Genomic DNA, 18,893 nt, shown 5'->3' with positions numbered 1-18,893 from the left:
TACGCGCTGCCTTATTTTGAGAAGAGGATTCTCACGTGAAGAAAACCCTGCTGTTTTTAATCGCCATTGTCCTGCTGTCAGGCTGTAACAAGGATGAGGCGACGTATTACCCGCAAATGAAAAACTTTGCCTATCTCTATCAATTCGAAGCGCTGCCCGGAAAAGTCAAAAATACCCATCAAACGCTGTTTACCGCCGAAGGTCAGCAAATCTTTGACGTCAATGTTGATTTTGACCGCAACGGATGCCCTGTGCATGTGAGGTCTGTTGGCAAAGAGGGCGAAGTCATTGAAGTGACGCGCAACGGTGAGGAATTAAAAGGCAGCGAAAACGGTCAGGAAGTGGTGGTGACGTTAGATAAAAACTGCGCCATGGTGAAGAAGGTCACACCGACCATGACCGTGGATATCGCCTATAACAAACAGGGTTTGGTTGAGCGGATTTCCTCTCCCGCCTCCGATGCAGCGTTTCACCTGGCGTATAACAGTACCGGTGAAATGGCGGTATTAAGCATCACTCAGGCCGGAAAGGAAGTGTCACGCGCTACCGCGGTACGGGCAGAAGATAAGAAAAAGATTTCAGACGTGGTCACCACGGTTAAACGTAATGATCAAATTAAAACCGTCAGTAATGTCTGTAAGTATAAAAACGCCGTGCCTTATTATTGCGACATTATTACCCGGGATGCGGCAGGCGAGGTAGTGGACAAGCAGTATGGCAATATTGAGGTTACGTATTATTGATACGGTTTTGTAGGGTCGCCATTCATGGCGACCACCACATTACTTAATTTCTGGCCACGCCACCGCCGGGAATCCATTCAGCAGCGGATAGGCAAACAGGTAACCCTGGAACTGGCTTATGCCTGCGGCTTCCAGCCACATCCACTCTTCGGCTTGTTCCACACCTTCGGCAATCACCGCTATCTCCAGCGACGCACAGCACTTAATGATGGCGTGCATAATCGCCTGCTTAGGACCGCTTTTATGCACATCGCGGATAATCTCACGATCAATTTTGATCTTGTCCGGCTGGAACTTTGATAACAGCGACAACCCGGCAAAACCGGCACCAAAATCATCCAGCGCCAGACTGATGCCGGCTGCTTTCAGTTTTCTCACTTCTGCAGCAAATTCATCCGCGCGTGAAATGATCTCGTTTTCGGTTACTTCGACAATGACTTGCTGTGGCACCAGTCCGCTCGCGGTGATCTCCTCAAGCAGGAAATCGACCGCGTTGGGCACGGTAACCAGCGACATCGGTAACAGGTTAATTGATAGACGATGATCGCCAATGCCGAGTTTATTCGCCACGTTAAACGCCAGCCGTTTGGAACGAATATCGGCGTGATAAATCGCCTCGCCGCCAAACGCTGAAAAATACTCTTCGGGTGAGCCGCCGGTTGGTGTGCGGATCAGCGCTTCAAACGAGGTGACACGACGCGCGAAGGGATCGATGATCGGTTGAAAGGCAAAGCGGCAGTCCTGCAAGCTCAGATCGAGATCGTCTAACTCATTCAGCCATACTTCATCGGGAATAAATTCCCAGGTATTGGCCGGTGGGATCTCAAAGTAGTTTTCTTTATCACGTGCCACCACAAAGGTCCGCAAAAACTGCAGCGCGCGATCCTTATAAGTGAGCTGATAGCGTGAGGTGCCTTTATCCAGCACCGTTTGCAACAACGTGTCTTTGTCATGATCGCGCAGATCAAATAACTCCATGCCGATCTTGCCAAAACGGCGTTCTGGCGCAAAGTCATGCATCAATTCCACCAGATTATGGTGGCGCGCATCCTGGCAAATACGCTGATAAATACTCTGTACGGCGTCACGCGGCCCTTCCAGCAACTGGAAAAAATGCAGACCGTCAAACAGTAAGATGCCGGTAACGTCGAAGTTTTTATTTTTGCTGTTGGCCTTGGCGACCATATCTTCGAGGGTTTTAACCGGCACATGGTCGTGCAAATGGCTGCGGTAAATAATCGTAGTAAGCATGGCGATTGTCCGGCTAATTTATAATTTTGCGGCTACATTAACAGGCTTACCGCAGGGTCTGTCCATAGCTTCCCGCGCTTAGGCTAAACTTTTTTCAAAATAACAGCTTAAGCGAAGCGGCTAGCCGCTTCGGTAACGTCTTAACTCCATTAGCGTGCCGATGATGTGCAGTGCAGATTCCGCCGAATGCAGTTGGGGAAAATCATCGTTCAGCGCGCGCAGTGAGAAGATGTGCTCATGCTGCTGCGTTTGCAGGCGATAAATCCGCATGAGCGCCACGCCATCCACCAACGCCAGCACCACATCGCCTGGCTGCGGTGGAACGTCCGGATCAAAGATCACGCTGTCGCCGGGCCGGTAATCGGGCTGCATCGCGTGATCTTCCACGGTTACTGCTAGCGCGCTATCGCTTAGTTTGCTTTCGCTGTAAAGAAAGCGGGTGGCCTGCTGCTGAAGCAACAGACGCTGCTCACTCAACCACGCTGACGCTTGCGCCAGGCTAATCAATGGTACCGCTGCAACCGGTGCGCCTTTAGCCTGTGCGGCAAACACCTCGCCATCTCCATCAATAATCCATGCCGCTGTGCATTGCAGCCACTCCGCCAACCGCAACAGATTTTCTCCACGCGGTACGGTTTCTTCTTTTTCCCATTGTGATACAGCCACATGAGAAACGCCGATGCTTTTTGCCAGCGCCTGCTGAGTGAGCTGCAGTGCTTTACGTCGTGTCCGGATACGCTCACCGGAAGATTCTTTTTTCATCATCTTGACATCTCCTGAAGGAACGACTTAAGTATACTTAAATTCATGAGTTAAAGTAAACTTAAATTCAGGCGTTGACCGCGAAGCTGGCAAGGGTGGTCAGCGTGCTTATGGGGCACAACCCTTGCCAGGGGTGAGAGGTGAAGCATGGAAAGTAGTTTAGTCACCAGCGTAGGTGCGTTGCTTCTCGGCGGCGGCGCAGCAGCTGTGTTCTGGAAACCGTTAATGGCGGGTATTGCCGCTATCGTCACCAGCAATCGGGCCGGCGGGGAGATCATCACCAGCTACAAGGAACAGGTGATGCTGCTCAAAGAGGGTCACGCCTTGATGCGCCAGGAAAACGACGAACTGCGCATCCGACATGACAAAAATCTGCGGCGTATCTCTTCGCTGGAAACCGATCTGCGGCTGATTAAAAACGCCCTGAGTATTTTACTGGCGACCACCGAAGCTGAACACAGCGATAAGTTTCGCAGTCAGGTTAACCAACTGATTACCACTCTGGAGGAGAGTCGTGATGATGCAGATAAACAGTGAGTACGTAGTGAAAAACCATCGGCGCCAACTGTTCTTCGGTGGCTTTCTGTTGATGCTTTCGCTGATGTGTGTGGCGATGACGGTGTTGTTCTTGTTCGTCAGTAACAGCGCTAATCAGCGCGTGGAGGAGATTCGCCAGCAGTATCGGACGATATCCGAACGGCGGGAGGCGCGCGTGGCAGAACTGACCAGCCAGCTGGTCGCACTGCAGAACACCCTTGATGGGATTTCTAAGCACCCGACTAGCAACCCGGCTGATAAAGGAAAACCGGTTGCAGGAGAAAACTCGCCACCTCAACCCAAGCGTTAAGGAGGGCATGATGCGAATTACCACGTGGATTGCAGCCAGTCTTGCCCGACTGCGGTCTTTATTCAGTAAGAAGGAGAGCATTATGAGCGATCAAACTGTTATCAATCCAACCAGTACCAAAACATCTTCACCTGCGGAAGATTTTGCCAACGAAGTTGCCACGCCAGTGACAGCGCCACCGGCTGTGACCGCTGCACCTGAAGCTGCGCCCGCAGTAGTCGCTGAAGCGGCACCGACGGCCACGCCTGAAGCGGCAGCGGCGGCAACCTCTGAAGCGGCCCCGAACGTTACATCAGAGGCGATATCACCTGCGCCAGCGGAGGCGGCTCCCCCTGCTGCGCCTGAGGCGGTAACGCCTGCGCCAGCCGAGGTTGCGCCGCCCAGCGTACCGGAAGTCGCTGCTCCCGCTTCAGCCGATGCGCCGCCAGCCGCCGCAGCGGCGGAGAGCCATGACGCAAGTCAGGCGTTTTCTGAAGGTGTGAAGGATTTCGTCCAGGCGTTTAGCTTTGTCGAACAGGGCGTGATCAAACTGGGAGATGCAGCGAAGGATGAGCTGATTGAGTTGGCGAGGAAGTATCTGTAATGCCTGATGGCTCGCCAGCGGGGGCAGGGATGTCCCCTGATTAATAACAGGTTTCAGTCACTTCCGATTATTCCTAAGGCGGCTTCGATATTTTGCACTATCTTTAATCACTCAAGCGTTATTTAAATCGTCTTATTAAGCGAAAAGGAAGATAGCATGAGTGATACAGAAACTGTAAAAACCAAAACTGAATACTTGCGTGATGTCACCTCCCAGCTTAAAGAGATGCGCCACTATGCGCAGACCAATACTGAAACGCTGTCTGCTCACTGGCTCGCTTTTGATGCAGGTGAATATAAAGACAGCGAATACGCGGGACGCTTCGACACCTTGCTGAACAAACAGGGCAAGCTGCTGGATGATATTGATGAGGCGATTCAAGACCTGGAAATCGCCATCAACCATGCTGAGCAGGAAAGCTAAGCGCCAATTGTACTGGTGGCCTAATCGGCCACCAGCCACATTTCCGCCTCATCGAACATCTCTTCAACAATCCGCGCAATCGTCGCTTTCTCGTTCTTACTCATGTCGGTATCAATCGCGTTACGCTCCATTGGTTTGACGCGCACCTCAATATCGGGAAAGACGCGCTGTACACGCTTTTCCAACTCCTGCAAAATCATCTCGCGTGCACCCGGTAATCCGGCCACGTTGCGCTTATCGTAAATCAACTCCACAAACATCAGGGTCGTTCCATTCATTGGATCGGGTGCGATATAGTACTGTAAATAAAAACAGGGGTAAATATGCGCCAACTGGTTATCGATATCTTATTGAAAATGGCAAAAATGGATGTGGAAGCAAAAGAGCTGGTGGCGCAGGTTGAGGCGCAATCCTTACTGATTGCCGCGCTGCTGATTCAGGCTAAAGAGGATAACTCGCTGACCATTTCCGACACGGTGCAAGAGGCGATTGTCACAGCTTCGCGCGCGTCGCAGGAGTTTTTACAGTCGGATGTGGATCTGCTGCTCACCCACGTCAATCGTCTGCTGGCGGTGGCAAGTTATATTGAAGTTAAAGGGATTGAGCGGGAAGGGTAGAAAAAATATAACCTCTGGAAGTGGAAATCCAGCAACACTTCCAGAGGCGGTGCAACAGCACCATTCGTTCAAGGACAATCTACGACTGACGTCGTGATGAGTAAGTTATACAAGTTCGATTAACTTGTACAACTTTTTCCTGAACATTTTGAGTGGTTGGAGCTGTATCCTTGATGCATTTACAGCGGCTAAGGGTTAAAGCTCATTCTTGATGCAGAACTCTTCCCACGTCATACCCAACGCTTCCGCGTGAGATTTCAGATATTTTTCAATGGCATCTGCTGCCACGGCTTTATCGGGTTCCGCCAGCTGAATGGAAAACAGCATGCCATCCAACTTCTTCTGACGCAGAAACGCGGCGTAGATGCGTTCTGCATGCCAGGCGCGTAACTGCGCTAACGACAGGTTCGCTTGCCGTGCATCGCTTTCGGTGAGTTCATCCAGTGCAGACTGAAAATCGGGGTGGGCGGCGAAAAACATCGTGCGCGCCTGAGCGTAATACTCTTCTGGGGTTTTCATTCGGAGTTCCTGCGTATCAACTTGCGCGCTAGTGTAACGCGCGCAGACAGCATTGTCAGGATTTGTAGGGTCGCCATTTATGGCGACCAGGTGCGCATAAATGCACACCCTACGAACCCCTTTTCGCTACAAACTAATGCAGCTGCTGATAAATCCGCATCACGTCCTGCTGATTTTTTGCCAGCGTTTCATCCAGCGTCAGTTTACCGCTCAGCATATCCGCCAGATTCTGTCCGACGGCGTTACCCATCTGATCAAACCCGGGAATACTCACATACTGCACGCCCTGATACGGCACCGGATTGAGCGTAGGTTGCTCGACGGTAGCGGAGTCAATCGCCGCCCGCACCTGCGCTGCATACGGTGCCAGACGCTGATAGCTCACCTGTTGATAGGTAGAGTTACGGCTACCCGGCGGCACCGCGCCCCAGCCGACAGTATCGGCCACCTGCTGGATATACTGTTTGGACGTCGCCCAGCTAACAAAGGCTATCGCCGCATCGCGATTCGGCGTGTTGGCCGGTACCGCCAGCGCCCAGGACCACAGCCAGTTGGAGCCATTGCGCGTGATGCCGCCCGGTGCAGGCGCGAAGGCGAGCTTATCCGCCACCAATGAAATCTGCGGATTGACCAGCAAACCGGCCGCTACCGTGCTGTCGATCCACATCGCGCACTTACCTTGCGCTGTCAGACGCAGAATCTGACCGAAACTGTTTTTCACCGTATCCGGCGGCCCATCCTGTTTGACTATCTGCAGATAATCACCCAGCGCCTCGCGCCACTCCGGCGAGTTGAGCGTCGGCTGCCAGTTTTCATCGAACCACTGCGCGCCATAGGCATTCGCCATGGTTGTTATTAACGCCACATTATCGCCCCAGCCAGGCTGGCCGCGCAGGCACAAACCGTAAATGCCTTTTTGCGGGTCGGTGAGTTTGGCGGCGAAGTTTTTGATGTCGGTCCAGTCGGGATTATCGGGCATGGTTAACCCTTTTTCCGCAAACAGATCTTTGCGGTAATAGGTCATGCTGCTTTCACCGTAGAACGGCAGGGCGTACAACGTTTGCTGAAACGACAGCGCTTTACGCACCGGCGCGATCAGGTCATCGCTGTCGTAATCCGCCGGCAATGTATTCAGTGGTGCCAGCCAGCCTTTTTCACCCCACAGCGGCGCTTCATAGGTGCCGACAGTGATGACATCGAACTGCGCCTGACCGCTGTTCATCGCCGACAGCACCGCCTGACGCAGCGCACCATCGTCCATCACATGCCATTGCAGTTTGACGTCAGGATGTTGTTGTTCGTAACGCGTGGCGAGCTGCTGCATGATGGTCATATCGCCGTTGGCGATGGTGGCGATATTCAGCGTGGTTGCCGCCTGACTCAACAGCGGCGTGGCCAGCAACAGGGCGAGAAGTTTACGCATCATATCGCTCCTTAGCGTTGTTGCAGGCGGAAGAAGGCCATCTTCTCCACCAGCAATCCGGCGTGTTCACTGACGGTTTGACTGGCGGCGCTGGCTTCCTGCACCAGCGAGGCGTTCTGCTGCGTTGCGCCATCCATCTGGATCACCGCAGTGTTCACCTGTTCGATGCCGCTGGATTGCTGGCGGCTGGCCACGGCAATTTCACCGACAATATCCACCACGCGCGCCACGCCGTGATTGATGTCATTGAGCATCGCGCCGGAACGCTGCACCAGCGCGCTGCCGGCTTCCACTTTGCCGACGCTGGCATCGATCAACGCTTTAATTTCATGTGCAGCCCCGGCAGATCGCTGCGCCAGCTGACGCACTTCGGATGCCACCACCGCAAAGCCGCGGCCTTGTTCACCGGCACGCGCTGCTTCAACCGCCGCGTTGAGCGCCAGCAGGTTGGTCTGGAAAGCGATCTCATCGATCACCCGGTTGATATCCGCGATACGCTTGCTGGAAGACTCGATCTCTTCCATCGCACTGACCGCATCACGCAATACGCTGCTGCCGCGTTCGGCCTGATGGCGCACGTCGGTGGCCAGTTCGTTGGCCTGCGCGGCGTTATCGGCATTGTGTTTTACCGTGGCGGTCATCTGCTCCATGCTGGCAGCGGTCTGTTCCAGCGAGCTGGCCTGCGAGTGGGTACGCTCGGAAAGATCGTCGTTGCCGTCGGCCATCTGACGTGCCGCATCACTCAATGCGCTGGCACTTTCGCCCACATCGCGCACGATCTCCGCCAGACGCACATCCATACGCAGCAACGACTGCATCAGTTCGCCCATCTCATCGCGCGAAACGGTGCCGATATCATGATTGAGTTCACCGGCCGCAATCGACTCGGCGAGTTCGCGTGCCTGACCAATCGAACGATTGATCGAGCGAATCAGCAGCCAGCCAAACACCAGCGCCACGCTTAAGCCCACCAGCAGAATGACAATCAGGCTGTTTCGCGCCAGTTGATAATCACTGTTGCTCTGCTGATAGGTGAGTTCCGCATGCTGGCGCATCTGCGCATCGAGCTGGTCGATATCCTGTTGCAACAGTTGGCTGCCGCTGCGCAGGCGGGTTTCAATCACCACCAGTTCCGCAGAAGGATTGCCGCTTTTCAGCAGTTCGCCGGCATCCTTTAGCGCAGTTTGCCAGCCGTCGAGGTGGGTGATGAATTGCTGACTGAGCGGCTTGGTTTGCGCATCAAACGACAGCTGCTGCCAGGTTTGGCGGTCTTTCGCAATCTGCTCGCCGTAGTGCGCAATGCGCGCCAGACGTTTCTCCACTTCGCTGCTGTCGGTCCAGTAGCGCAGCGCATCGAAAAGGGTAGAGGACTGTTCCTGCACCATGCGGTACAGGCGAGAAGAGTATTGCAACGGTAACAGCTCATTTTGGTAGGCGTTTTGCGCCCGCTGGTCGGCGGCACGCAGGCCCATGATTCCCCAGCTGGCGGCAACAATCAGTAATATGCACAGCAGGCCAACAATCGATGTCAGACGTGCGCGAAGGGTCAATCGCATAACGGTGTTCTCCGTAACGAAGGTGAGTGTGTAGTCGGTAATTATTGTTTTTGCAGATGCTTTTAACTCCACAAGAGTTATCGGCGCAGAAGTGAGCAGCTTGAGGAAAAACGCGTGCCGCACCGCAGATACCTTGCGCAACGGGCGGGAAAAATTATAACGTAGCCGCCATTGATGCGAGTCTAGGGACCGAGAATGAAAAAGTGGATGATGGTGGCCGCGCTGGCGCTAAGTGGCTGTGCGCAGATCAGTAATTATGACCAGGCCGTGAAAACCCCGGCACCGCTGGAACTGCAGGGCAGCTGGCAAACCGTCGGCCCGCAGAGCAAGTTGATCAGCAAGCAGGCGATGGGCAGCCTGATTATCAGTGCCGAAGGTGACACGCTGGATTGCCGTCAGTGGCAGCGTGTGATTGCCAAACCGGGCAAATTAACCCGTCTGGGCGATGATTGGGTCAATGTGACGCGTCAGGTGCGCGTAATGCCGCTGGTGCTGGAGAACGGTGAGCTGCGTTACGATGGGTTAAGACTGCGTAAAGTAGATCGCCCAACCGTTGAGTGCCAGCAGGCGCTGGACGAAGTGGCAAAGCGCCCGAATGAGGCGGTGATTCAGGATATCGAGCCGGAGATCATGCAGCCGGTTTCGGTGTCTTCTAAGCCGGCACAATAATCCCCGGGTCACCATAAATGGCGACCCTACATATTCTGCCCGTAGGGTCGCCATTTATGGTGACCCTATATATTCTGCCCGTAGGACGCCATTTATGGTGACCTGGAAATCGGAAAAAAAGGGTGAGAAGATATCTTCTCACCCTTTTTCATTCAGGTCATCGCAAGCGATCAACCCTGCGGTAAATACACGCTACCTTGCTTGCCATACGCGCTCATCACCGATTTCTGCATCGATGACTGGCCTACCAGCTGCGTCAATTCGTCCATGCGCAATTGCAGCAGACGTTTCACTTCGCTCTCATTATCGAGAATATGGCGTAACACCGGGCGCAGCTGCTCTTGCAGTTGGCGCGACGGTGCGGCGGCTGTGGTGGTTTGCGCCAGTCTTTGCACCGCACTGACATAGTCCACTTCCTTGGTAATCAAATCATCCCATTCGCCGTCTGCTGCCAAACGCAGCATTCCGTGGCTGAGGTCGAGTAACTGTTGGTAAACGGTGACGAGTGACGGTGCAATATTCATTAAACGGCGTCCTGAAGGTGTTGAGGTTGTACGACTTCTTTCCAGGCATCAGCGATATTGCGCAGAAGACCTTCAACTTCTTCGAGGGCTTCGACATCATTATGCAGATTGGCCTGAACCAGACGGCGAACCATATAGGCGTAAAGCCCTAACAGGTTGTCGGTGAGGTCATCGCCTGATTGCTCATCGAGGCCCTGCTTGAGTCCGCCTTCGATGATATTAATGGCCTTGGAAATCGAGTTACCTTTTCCCTGGATATTGTTGTCCTGCATAAACAGGCGGGCGCGGACCAGTGCGCTGATCGCACCGTCAAACAGCAAGGTAATCAGCTGCTGTTGATTGGCGCTCATCACTGAGCTCTCCACCCCGATTTTTGCGTAGGCTTGGGTGCCATTGGCGCTGTACATAGTCATTCCCTATTAGGATGAGCTGCTAGAGCTTGAGCTGCTTGACTCGAACTGCTGCGTCAGGTAGCTGCTGGTCTGATTCAACGAGCTCATCATTACATCAAGCTGAGTAAACTGGGCTTTATAACGCGCCACCATGTTATCGATGCGGGTGCTCATGGTGTTGTACTGGTCGGTCAGGTCGTTCAGCGTTTTACTCACGCCATCCGTTGCCGCCTGCACGATACCGGTGCTGGAGAGCCAGCCCGTAAGGCTGGTGGCGATGGTGGTAGTGATACCGGTGGTTTTACCGTCACCGACAATCATCTCTTTCACGCCATCCGCATCGCTGCTCAGCGCGGTTTTCAGCTTGTCGGAGTCCAGCTCCAGCGAACCGGTGGTCGGGTCGGTGGTGATACCGATCTGCGCCAGCGATTTATAGGTGGAAGAACTCTGCGCATTGGTCAGCATGCTTTTCAGCTGCGTCTGGATGGTGCGCAGGGTGCTGTCACCTAACAGCGCGCCGTTGCTGGAGTCTTGCGCAGAGGCGCCGGTATCAACCGCAGTGTATTTGGTCAGCGTGTTGAACTGATCAAGCAGGGTGTTGTAAGCGTTAACCCACGTGGTAATCGCGCTTTCTGCTTTCGAGGTGTCTTTGGTGATGGTCAGCGTCTGGTTGCCAGTGGTGGTGTCGTTAAGATTGAGGGTAATCCCTTCCAGCGCATCGCTGATGGTGTTGCTGCTGTTCTCAATTTCAACGTTGTTCACCGTCAGCTTGGCGTTTTGCGCAGTCACACTTTCGGTCATCGCATTGCTGCTGGCGCTGGCGTCATAGCCAACAATGCCTTGTAGCGTGTCATCACCGGTTACCGCAATTTTGCTGACCGCATTATCACTGCCGGTTTCGCTTGACGTCAGCGATAAGCGGTAGCTGCCATCGCCCACCTTAATAATGGTGGCGCTAACGCCGGCATCGGCGCCGTTGATCGCATCACGCATACCGGTCAGTGAGGTTTGGTCACTGGTCAGGGTAATGTCTTTGCTGGTGCCATCTTTCAACGTGATCGACATGGTGCGGCTGCTGGCAGACGAGTCGCCCAACGCCGTGGTGTTACTGGTCTGCACGGCGGACGTCAGGGTTTGCGCCTGCGCCAGCTGTGAAACGCTGACGGTGTATTTACCAGCAACCACGGAACCTGACGTGGTGGCACTAAACGCACTTGAGCTGGAGCTTGCGGATGTCGCGCTAAACAGATCGGCACTGTTTAATGCAGTGTTGGCGGTCTGGAAGGTAGAAAGCGAGCTTTTCAGCGTTGCGTAAGCGCTCAGCTTGGCGGTGTAAGCCGTCTGTTGCGTAGAAATAGGCGTTAAAGACGCTTTCTCGGCAGTGGTCAGACTATCAAGAATGCTACTTAAGTCGAGGCCAGAACCGATACCCAGCGTAGAGATACTTGCCATGTTGTTTCCTTTAAGTGGTCGACACGGAGTTTGAATACCCGGGTTATCGGCTTTGAATAGTCAAAGTTTAAAATTAATTCTTAATCGGTGATGAAGTGAATAGCGTATATAGAGAAGGGTATTTCTGCGGCTAGAAAAAATGATCAAATCGCTAAAGAAGTGACGGGAGAGGGCGATAAAGATAAGCGTGACAGGTTGAAGGGAAAAATTTTCACCTGGTCCTAAAAAAAATCTAAAGGTTGTTTAAGGGCAGACGATAACAACATTGACGGCGCTGAAGCCGGCGGGTTGAAGCCCACACCTTAACCGAAAGACTTGATTAACAGGAAAATTATCATGGCCCAAGTCATTAATACCAACAGCCTCTCGCTGATCACTCAGAACAACATCAACAAGAACCAGTCTGCTCTGTCTACCTCTATCGAGCGTCTGTCTTCTGGTCTTCGTATTAACAGCGCTAAAGATGACGCAGCGGGCCAGGCAATTGCCAACCGCTTCACCTCTAACATCAACGGCCTGACTCAGGCAGCGCGTAACGCTAACGACGGTATCTCTGCAGCGCAGACTACTGAAGGCGCACTGTCAGAAATCAACAACAACTTGCAGCGTGTACGTGAACTGACCGTACAAGCACAGAACGGTACCAACTCTGATTCTGACCTGTCTTCAATCCAGGACGAAATCAAATCACGTCTGGACGAAATTGACCGTGTTTCTGGTCAGACTCAGTTCAACGGCGTGAATGTGCTGGCATCAAACAACTCTATGAAAATTCAGGTTGGCGCAAACGATGGTCAGACCATCTCAATCGATTTGCAAAAAATTGATTCTTCAACTCTGGGTCTGAGCGGTTTCGGTGTTGATAAAACTGCACTGAAAACCAGCGATGCTATCACTCAGGTTGGCGCGAGCGGTTCACTGAAAGATGTTAATTTGTCTTCAGTTGCAACGGCTCTGAAAGTTGATGCAAGCTCTCTGTCACTCAAAAACGTTCAGGACTCAACTGGTGCTGCTACTGCAAACTATGTTGTTTCTTCTGGTAGCGACAACTATTCAGTTTCTGTAGACGATGCAACGGGTACCGTTACTCTTAACACCACCGACGTAACTTATGATGACACCACTAACGGCGTAACTGATGGTTCTATGACCGGTAAGTTTGTCAAAGTAGGTGCAGATGCAACTGGTGGAGCAGTTGGTTATGTTACCGTTCAGGGTAAAGACTACAAAACGGACGCTGGCGCATTGGTCAACAGTGCTGACGCGACTGGTACTCAGAACGTTGCCAGCGACATTGGCGATATTGCTGATACCGCTAACGCCAGCCTCTACGATGGTGCCGCGACTTCAGATCCATTGGCTCTGCTGGACAAAGCTATCGCTAAAGTTGATACCTTCCGTTCAAGCCTGGGTGCGGTGCAGAACCGTCTGGACTCTGCAATCACCAACCTGAACAACACCACCACTAACCTGTCTGAAGCACAGTCTCGTATCCAGGATGCTGACTACGCTACTGAAGTTTCAAACATGTCTAAAGCACAGATCATCCAGCAGGCGGGTAACTCAGTGTTGGCTAAAGCTAACCAGGTTCCACAGCAGGTTCTGTCTCTGCTGCAGGGCTAATCGCTCTAAGCTCCTTGCTTATCAAACCCCGCTTCGGCGGGGTTTTTTTATGGAGAAAATACAATGACCAACCTTCTGATACCGCATATTGGTGAACTGCTTACTTTTAGGCAAATTGATGATAAGTATCGTCAGGATATTAAGCACCAAACGGGTTTGCCTAATAGCGGATTTTTAAGGCCCAACGGCGCTCACAAATTACCTCGTGCCATCTTCGCGGAAGCTTCGCTGAACGGGGACATTGATGAACTATTGTTTGTTGGCGATGGTAAAGGTAACTATCGAAGGAACTTTGTAAATCTGCTCACCAACAAAAATAGCATTTGGGTTTTTCGCCGTACAAATTCACGCCAAAATAAATGGCGGGTTGCTGGCACAGCCAGAGTGGACGCATTATTAAAATCCAATGAGGGTGAATTAAAGAAATTTTTAAAGAAATCAGGTCATAAGTTGATCGAGCAAGATCAACGCTGGCAGCTTATAAATGCGCAGGGCGAACCGCAGTTTAGTGCTGCCCGTGATTTCACCTATGCAGTGAAACTCATCTATACCCAACAGGCTGAATTACCAAAAGATGAGGATAGTGAGGATGTTGGCAGGCGGATTGAGCGTGAAGTTTTGGTAAGAATGGATCAGCAAAAGCTTCGAAACACATTACTCAACTATTATCCTGGCTGTGTGGTCACTGGCTTACCCCACAATAAACAAGCAGCCTCGTGGCTTGAAGCTGCGCACATCGTAGATGACAAAAATAGCAACAAACATTTTTGCCATAATGGTCTGGGCAATGGTTTGCTGCTGCGTAGTGATTTGCACCGCTTATTTGATGCTAAAATTCTCACCATAAATCCTGATAATGGTACGGTTGAACTATTAACCCATGATGCCGCGTTACTGAAAGCATATAAAAAAATTAACGGTAGAATCTGTAAACACTGGGATGAAATTAAACATCACGCCAAAATACAGCTTTTGAAGCGACATTATTATGCTTGTCAGGAAAAATTTAAGAACATGCGCTAAGGTTCGTTCTTGTTTACGTGATACCTGCATATAAATAATATGTGGGTATACTTGTTTTAAATAATCCTCACAGGACGTGATGTATGCGCATTCTTCTATTCGTTGTTCTGCTGTTAACCGGTTGTGCCGCACCAAAACATCCACGTACTCATCTTAACCTTCCGCCGCCGCCGTTGGTGACCGATATCAACAGCTATATTGCTGGAATAAACTATTCCATCACAACGCAGTTATTTGATGCCGATACTTATGCAGGCAAAACCTGTGATGTGCGACTTGATTTGGACGAGAAAGGACAACTGACAGGTTTCCATGTCTTAACCGGCGATTTGGGTTTGTGCACGGCCGCCTCAGATGCGCTAAAAAATGCCACGTTCCCGGCGCCCCCGTCGCAAGAGATACACAAAATGTTCACGCAACCGGTGATACATTTCGCCCCGGAGAAGTAAATCGGTCGCCATGAATGGCGCCCCTACGAAAACCCAGGCAAACGACTGCAGGGTCGCCATGAACGGCATAATGCTTGTCAGTTAAGAGATGAAAACCCCAACTACCTGGCGCACACATTGTAGCGGCGCAATTTATTGCGCGATAAATCACGCAGCTACGGTATGTACGGTAATTAATACGGGGCTTAACTGATCGGCATTACGCCATGAACAGCGCCCCTACGAAAACCCAGACAAACGATTGTAGGGTCGCCATTCATGGCGACCTAACACGGGTTGCTGCGTCCGTCGACCAGCTTTCGCAACGTGGTGGTCCGCGCACTGTTCGCGCAGAAGGAGTTCAACAGTCCGATCGAGGATCTGCTGTGGGTTGCGGACGACAACAAGCGCAAAAACTATCTATGCCGCTTTGAGCCTTACCTGAAAAACAGCGAGTGTTTCTCTATTTACGACGCAACGATTTACCTGCCCCAAACCTGCCATCCCCATGCAATCCGCTTGAAGCTTCTTCGGCTTATCGCTAAGGTAAGCGCGTTTTTTCGCCGCCAGGAAACCTCATGACCACCATCGCGCTCATTGACGACCATGTGATCGTCCGTTCGGGTTTTGCTCAATTGCTGGGGCTGGAGCCGGATTTTCAGGTTGTCGCCGAATGCGGTTCCGGGCGGGAAGCGCTCACCCAGTTGCCGGGGCGCGGCGTGCAGGTATGCATCTGCGATATCTCGATGCCGGACATCTCCGGGCTGGAACTGTTAAGCCAGCTGCCGAAAGGCATGGCGACCATCATGCTATCGGTGCACGACAGCCCGGCGCTGGTGGAGCAGGCGCTCAATGCCGGCGCGCGCGGGTTTCTTTCTAAACGTTGCAGTCCCGATGAACTGATCGCCGCAGTGCATACCGTGGCCAAAGGCGGCTGCTACCTAACGCCGGATATCGCCATCAAGCTCGCCTCGGCACGGCAGGATCCGCTCACCAAACGCGAACGCCAGGTGGCGGAGAAACTGGCGCAAGGCTTAGCGGTGAAAGAGATCGCTGCTGAACTCGGCCTGTCGCCAAAAACCGTTCACGTTCATCGCGCCAATTTGCTGGAAAAGCTCAACGTCAGCAACGACGTTGAACTGGCGCGCCGCATGTTTGATGGCTGGTAATGCAGCCACTCTTTTCACGGCTGATTGCCGTCATCGCCAGTTTTTGTATCTTCTCCGCCGCGTGGTTTTGCCTGTGGAGCATCAGCCTGCATCTGGCGGATCGTCCTGAGCTGGCGGTGCTGCTGTTTCCCTTTGGTTTGCGCCTCGGCTTGATGTTGCAGTGTCCACGCGCTTACTGGCCGGTGCTGCTCGGTGCCGAGTGGTTGATGCTGTATGGGTTATCCCGCGAAGTGGCGCTGGCGCATCTGCCGCTGCTGATGCTCGGTAGCTTATTAACACTGCTGCCGGTGGCATTGATCTCCCGTTATCGTCATCAACGCGACTGGCACACCTTGCTGTGGCAGGGCGGAGCGATGATGTGCGCGGCGCTGTTGCAGGCATTGCCGTGGCTTGCTGAACCCGCCGCGTTAAACGCGGTGCTGCTGACGCTAACCGGCGCGCTGACCATTGCGCCCACCTGCCTGGTGATCTGGCACTACCTCACCAGCACCCGCTGGCAGCCGCTCGGCCCTTCGCTGGTTGGACAGCCGGTTAACTGGCGCGTGCGTCATCTGTTTGGTTATGTGCTGCTGTTTATTGTCAGCTTGTGGTTGCAGCTTGGATTGCCCGCTGAACTGTCACGCTTCACACCATTTTGTCTGGCGCTGCCGATTATCGCGCTGGCGTGGCATTACGGCTGGCAGGGCGCGCTGATCGCTACCTTAATGAACGCTATCGCCCTGATCGCCAGCCAGACCTGGCACGATCACGCGGTCGATCTGCTGCTCTCACTATTGGCGCAAAGTCTCACCGGGCTGCTGCTGGGCGCGGGTATTCAGCGTTTACGTGAACTCAATCAATCGCTGCAAACCGAGTTGCTGCGCAATCGCCGCCTGACGGAACGCTTGCTGGAGACCGAAGAGAGCGTACGCCGCGAAGTGGCGCGCGAACTGCACGATGATATCGGCCAAACTATCACCGCGATTCGCACCCAGGCCGGGATCATGCAGCGCATCAGTCCGGAAAGGGGTGTGAAGCAGAGCGGCCTGTTGATTGAGCAACTATCACTCGGCATCTACGACTCCGTGCGTCGACTGCTTGGGCGATTGCGTCCGCGGCAGTTGGACGATCTATCGCTGGAGCAGGCTATTCGTTCGCTGATGCGGGAAATGGAGCTGGAAGGGCATGGCATCGTCAGCCATCTCGATTGGCACATCGACGAAGCGCGACTGAGTGAAGCGCAGCGCGTCACGCTGTTCCGCGTTTGTCAGGAAGGGCTCAACAATGTGGTGAAACACGCCAGCGCCCGCGCCGTCACGCTGCAAGGAGTCTTGCAGGACGAACGGTTGTTGTTAGTGATTGAAGACGATGGCTGCGGCTTGCCCGTGGGATCCACGCCACACGGTTTTGGTCTCGCCGGCATGCGCGAACGCGTGACGGCATTAGGCGGCGCGCTGGGGATCTCCTGCACCCATGGCACGCGCGTCAGCGTCACGTTACCGTTGCGCAAGGAATAGGCAAAAGATGATGTTCAGATTTCTCAAGGCACCCGCCAGCGCGCGGCCACTCGAGGATAACGCGACCATTGATGCGCGCTATCGCTACTGGCGGCGGCACATCATGATCACCATCTGGCTCGGCTACGCGCTGTTTTATTTCACCCGTAAAAGCTTTAACGCTGCGTCACCGGAAATTCTGGCCGCAGGCGTGATGACGCGCACTGACATCGGCCTGTTAGCGACGCTGTTCTACATCACCTATGGCATGTCGAAGTTTTTCTCGGGCATCGTCAGCGATCGTTCCGATGCGCGCTACTTCATGGGCATTGGGCTGATGGCGACGGGCGTGGTCAATATCCTGTTTGGCTTCTCGACCTCGCTGTGGGCGTTCGCGCTGCTGTGGGTGCTGAATGCGTTTTTCCAGGGATGGGGATCGCCGGTGTGCGCGCGCCTGCTGACCAGCTGGTTTTCGCGCACCGAACGCGGCGGCTGGTGGGCGCTGTGGAATACGGCGCAAAATGTTGGCGGTGCGCTCATCCCGATGATCGTCGGGGCCGCCGCGCTGCATTATGGCTGGCGCGCCGGCATGATGATTGCGGGCGGATTGGCGATCGTTGCCGGCATTTTTCTGTGCTGGCGGCTGCGCGATCGTCCGCAAACCGTGGGTTTACCGCCGGTGGGTGACTGGCGCCACGATGCGCTGGAGATCGCCCAGCAGCAAGAGGGCGCGGGGCTAAGTCATAAAGAAATCCTCGCTAAATATGTGCTGCTTAACCCTTACATCTGGCTGCTTTCCCTGTGCTACGTGCTGGTGTACGTGGTGCGAGCCGCCATCAATGACTGGGGCAATCTCTACATGTCCGAGACGCTGGGAGTGAATCTGGTGACGGCTAACTCGGCGGTCACCATGTTTGAACTCGGCGGCTTCGGCGGCGCGTTGGTGGCGGGATGGGGATCGGATAAATTGTTCAACGGCAATCGCGGACCGATGAACCTGATCTTTGCCGCCGGCATTTTGCTCTCGGTGGGATCGCTGTGGCTGATGCCCTTTGCCAGTTACGTGCTGCAGGCTGCGTGTTTCTTTACCATCGGCTTTTTTGTTTTTGGCCCCCAAATGTTGATCGGCATGGCGGCGGCGGAGTGTTCGCACAAAGATGCGGCGGGCGCGGCGACCGGTTTCGTTGGCCTGTTTGCCTATCTGGGCGCGTCGCTGTCCGGCTGGCCATTGGCGCGGGTGATCGATGTCTGGCACTGGAGCGGCTTCTTCGCGGTCATCGCCTGCGCCGCGGGGATTTCGGCCTTGCTGCTGCTGCCGTTCCTGCATGCCCAAACGCCGCGTCAGCGCGAGGAAGTGTGATGCATCCCCGCTTTTTGCGCTTACATCGACAAAACTAAGAAATTTTCCCGGTTG

23 protein-coding genes are annotated in these 18,893 nt (G+C 53.6%); 14 read left to right on the top strand and 9 right to left on the bottom strand.

Going from position 1 to position 18,893, the window contains the following annotated elements; all coding sequences use genetic code 11:
* Positions 1-35 precede the first annotated feature (35 nt).
* A complete protein-coding gene (locus ACRQ84_RS07605; RefSeq protein ID WP_483817646.1) occupies positions 36-743 on the top strand; it encodes a YnfC family lipoprotein in 708 nt (235 codons plus the stop codon).
* A gap of 39 nt (positions 744-782) precedes the next feature.
* Here ACRQ84_RS07605 and ACRQ84_RS07600 read toward each other — a convergent pair whose 3' ends face one another.
* Together ACRQ84_RS07600 and ACRQ84_RS07595 are read right to left on the bottom strand one after the other, a co-directional pair.
* Positions 783-1,994, bottom strand: a complete 1,212-nt coding sequence (locus ACRQ84_RS07600) for a diguanylate phosphodiesterase (protein WP_483817645.1) — start codon at positions 1,992-1,994, stop codon at positions 783-785.
* Positions 1,995-2,114: 120 nt separating this feature from the next.
* Entirely contained in the window at positions 2,115-2,759 is a 645-nt protein-coding gene (locus tag ACRQ84_RS07595; protein ID WP_483817644.1) for a S24 family peptidase, read from the bottom strand.
* A 144-nt stretch (positions 2,760-2,903) separates the two neighbouring features.
* On the opposite strand from ACRQ84_RS07595, the gene ACRQ84_RS07590 reads away from it, so the two are divergent.
* The 4 genes from ACRQ84_RS07590 to ACRQ84_RS07575 all read left to right on the top strand — a co-directional run bounded on the left by ACRQ84_RS07590 (position 2,904) and on the right by ACRQ84_RS07575 (position 4,609).
* A complete protein-coding gene (locus tag ACRQ84_RS07590) occupies positions 2,904-3,293 on the top strand; it encodes a hypothetical protein (protein WP_007891426.1) in 390 nt (129 codons plus the stop codon).
* On the top strand, positions 3,274-3,603 hold the full coding sequence (locus tag ACRQ84_RS07585) for a hypothetical protein (protein WP_064739104.1): 330 nt from the start codon (positions 3,274-3,276) through the stop codon (positions 3,601-3,603). The genes ACRQ84_RS07590 and ACRQ84_RS07585 overlap by 20 nt, the downstream gene beginning before the upstream one ends.
* A gap of 82 nt (positions 3,604-3,685) precedes the next feature.
* Positions 3,686-4,186, top strand: coding sequence for a hypothetical protein (locus ACRQ84_RS07580; RefSeq protein ID WP_483817643.1), 501 nt, complete (start codon positions 3,686-3,688; stop codon positions 4,184-4,186).
* A 156-nt stretch (positions 4,187-4,342) separates the two neighbouring features.
* Positions 4,343-4,609 (top strand): hypothetical protein, encoded by a 267-nt coding sequence (locus tag ACRQ84_RS07575; protein ID WP_064739102.1) that lies wholly within the window; start codon positions 4,343-4,345, stop codon positions 4,607-4,609.
* A gap of 20 nt (positions 4,610-4,629) precedes the next feature.
* On the opposite strand, the gene ACRQ84_RS07570 is transcribed toward ACRQ84_RS07575, so the two are convergent.
* A complete protein-coding gene (locus ACRQ84_RS07570) occupies positions 4,630-4,869 on the bottom strand; it encodes a DinI-like family protein (RefSeq protein WP_064739101.1) in 240 nt (79 codons plus the stop codon).
* Positions 4,870-4,932: 63 nt separating this feature from the next.
* Between ACRQ84_RS07570 and iraP the strand changes: the two genes are divergently transcribed.
* Positions 4,933-5,226 (top strand): anti-adapter protein IraP, encoded by a 294-nt coding sequence (gene iraP / locus ACRQ84_RS07565; protein ID WP_064739100.1) that lies wholly within the window; start codon positions 4,933-4,935, stop codon positions 5,224-5,226.
* 195 nt (positions 5,227-5,421) lie between these two features.
* Here the strand turns inward: iraP and ACRQ84_RS07560 are convergent, their stop codons facing one another.
* The 3 genes from ACRQ84_RS07560 to ACRQ84_RS07550 all read right to left on the bottom strand — a co-directional run bounded on the left by ACRQ84_RS07560 (position 5,422) and on the right by ACRQ84_RS07550 (position 8,724).
* Positions 5,422-5,745, bottom strand: a complete 324-nt coding sequence (locus tag ACRQ84_RS07560; protein ID WP_008105368.1) for a DUF6388 family protein — start codon at positions 5,743-5,745, stop codon at positions 5,422-5,424.
* Positions 5,746-5,878: 133 nt separating this feature from the next.
* Positions 5,879-7,171: an ABC transporter substrate-binding protein gene (locus tag ACRQ84_RS07555; protein WP_483817642.1), complete on the bottom strand. Its 1,293-nt coding sequence runs from the start codon at positions 7,169-7,171 to the stop codon at positions 5,879-5,881.
* A gap of 8 nt (positions 7,172-7,179) precedes the next feature.
* Positions 7,180-8,724 carry a methyl-accepting chemotaxis protein gene (locus tag ACRQ84_RS07550; protein ID WP_483817641.1) on the bottom strand — a complete coding sequence of 515 codons (1,545 nt, stop codon included), beginning with the start codon at positions 8,722-8,724 and terminating at the stop codon, positions 7,180-7,182.
* 195 nt (positions 8,725-8,919) lie between these two features.
* On the opposite strand from ACRQ84_RS07550, the gene yedD reads away from it, so the two are divergent.
* Complete coding sequence (gene yedD / locus ACRQ84_RS07545; protein ID WP_483817640.1) at positions 8,920-9,393, top strand: lipoprotein YedD; 474 nt, start codon at positions 8,920-8,922, stop codon at positions 9,391-9,393.
* A 170-nt stretch (positions 9,394-9,563) separates the two neighbouring features.
* Here yedD and fliT read toward each other — a convergent pair whose 3' ends face one another.
* From fliT to fliD, 3 genes are read right to left on the bottom strand one after another with little or no spacing between them, the layout of a single operon-like run.
* Positions 9,564-9,917: a flagella biosynthesis regulatory protein FliT gene (fliT, locus tag ACRQ84_RS07540; protein ID WP_483817639.1), complete on the bottom strand. Its 354-nt coding sequence runs from the start codon at positions 9,915-9,917 to the stop codon at positions 9,564-9,566.
* Entirely contained in the window at positions 9,917-10,324 is a 408-nt protein-coding gene (gene fliS / locus ACRQ84_RS07535) for a flagellar export chaperone FliS (RefSeq protein ID WP_064739095.1), read from the bottom strand. The genes fliT and fliS overlap by 1 nt, the downstream gene beginning before the upstream one ends.
* 12 nt (positions 10,325-10,336) lie before the next feature.
* Entirely contained in the window at positions 10,337-11,761 is a 1,425-nt protein-coding gene (fliD, locus tag ACRQ84_RS07530) for a flagellar filament capping protein FliD (RefSeq protein WP_064739094.1), read from the bottom strand.
* A gap of 336 nt (positions 11,762-12,097) precedes the next feature.
* Here fliD and ACRQ84_RS07525 point away from each other — a divergent pair, with 336 nt between their 5' ends.
* The 7 genes from ACRQ84_RS07525 (at position 12,098) to ACRQ84_RS07495 (ending at position 18,839) form a co-directional block, all read left to right on the top strand.
* On the top strand, positions 12,098-13,384 hold the full coding sequence (locus tag ACRQ84_RS07525; protein ID WP_483817638.1) for a FliC/FljB family flagellin: 1,287 nt from the start codon (positions 12,098-12,100) through the stop codon (positions 13,382-13,384).
* A gap of 63 nt (positions 13,385-13,447) precedes the next feature.
* Complete coding sequence (locus tag ACRQ84_RS07520) at positions 13,448-14,407, top strand: HNH endonuclease (RefSeq protein ID WP_483817637.1); 960 nt, start codon at positions 13,448-13,450, stop codon at positions 14,405-14,407.
* Between the two features lie 83 nt (positions 14,408-14,490).
* Complete coding sequence (locus ACRQ84_RS07515; RefSeq protein ID WP_483817636.1) at positions 14,491-14,856, top strand: cell envelope integrity TolA C-terminal domain-containing protein; 366 nt, start codon at positions 14,491-14,493, stop codon at positions 14,854-14,856.
* A 276-nt stretch (positions 14,857-15,132) separates the two neighbouring features.
* Positions 15,133-15,417: a hypothetical protein gene (locus tag ACRQ84_RS07510; RefSeq protein WP_483817635.1), complete on the top strand. Its 285-nt coding sequence runs from the start codon at positions 15,133-15,135 to the stop codon at positions 15,415-15,417.
* Positions 15,414-16,004 carry a response regulator transcription factor UhpA gene (gene uhpA / locus ACRQ84_RS07505; protein ID WP_483817634.1) on the top strand — a complete coding sequence of 197 codons (591 nt, stop codon included), beginning with the start codon at positions 15,414-15,416 and terminating at the stop codon, positions 16,002-16,004. Before ACRQ84_RS07510 ends, uhpA begins: the two co-directional genes overlap by 4 nt.
* On the top strand, positions 16,004-17,500 hold the full coding sequence (gene uhpB, locus ACRQ84_RS07500) for a signal transduction histidine-protein kinase/phosphatase UhpB (protein ID WP_483817633.1): 1,497 nt from the start codon (positions 16,004-16,006) through the stop codon (positions 17,498-17,500). Before uhpA ends, uhpB begins: the two co-directional genes overlap by 1 nt.
* 10 nt (positions 17,501-17,510) lie before the next feature.
* Positions 17,511-18,839, top strand: coding sequence for an MFS transporter (locus tag ACRQ84_RS07495; protein WP_483817900.1), 1,329 nt, complete (start codon positions 17,511-17,513; stop codon positions 18,837-18,839).
* The last annotated feature ends 54 nt before the right edge of the window (positions 18,840-18,893 follow it).

Source organism: Pantoea sp. E2023-21 (assembly GCF_051302795.1).
Lineage (GTDB): Bacteria > Pseudomonadota > Gammaproteobacteria > Enterobacterales > Enterobacteriaceae > Pantoea > Pantoea ludwigii_A.
This window is presented reverse-complemented; position numbering and strand designations above follow the sequence as displayed.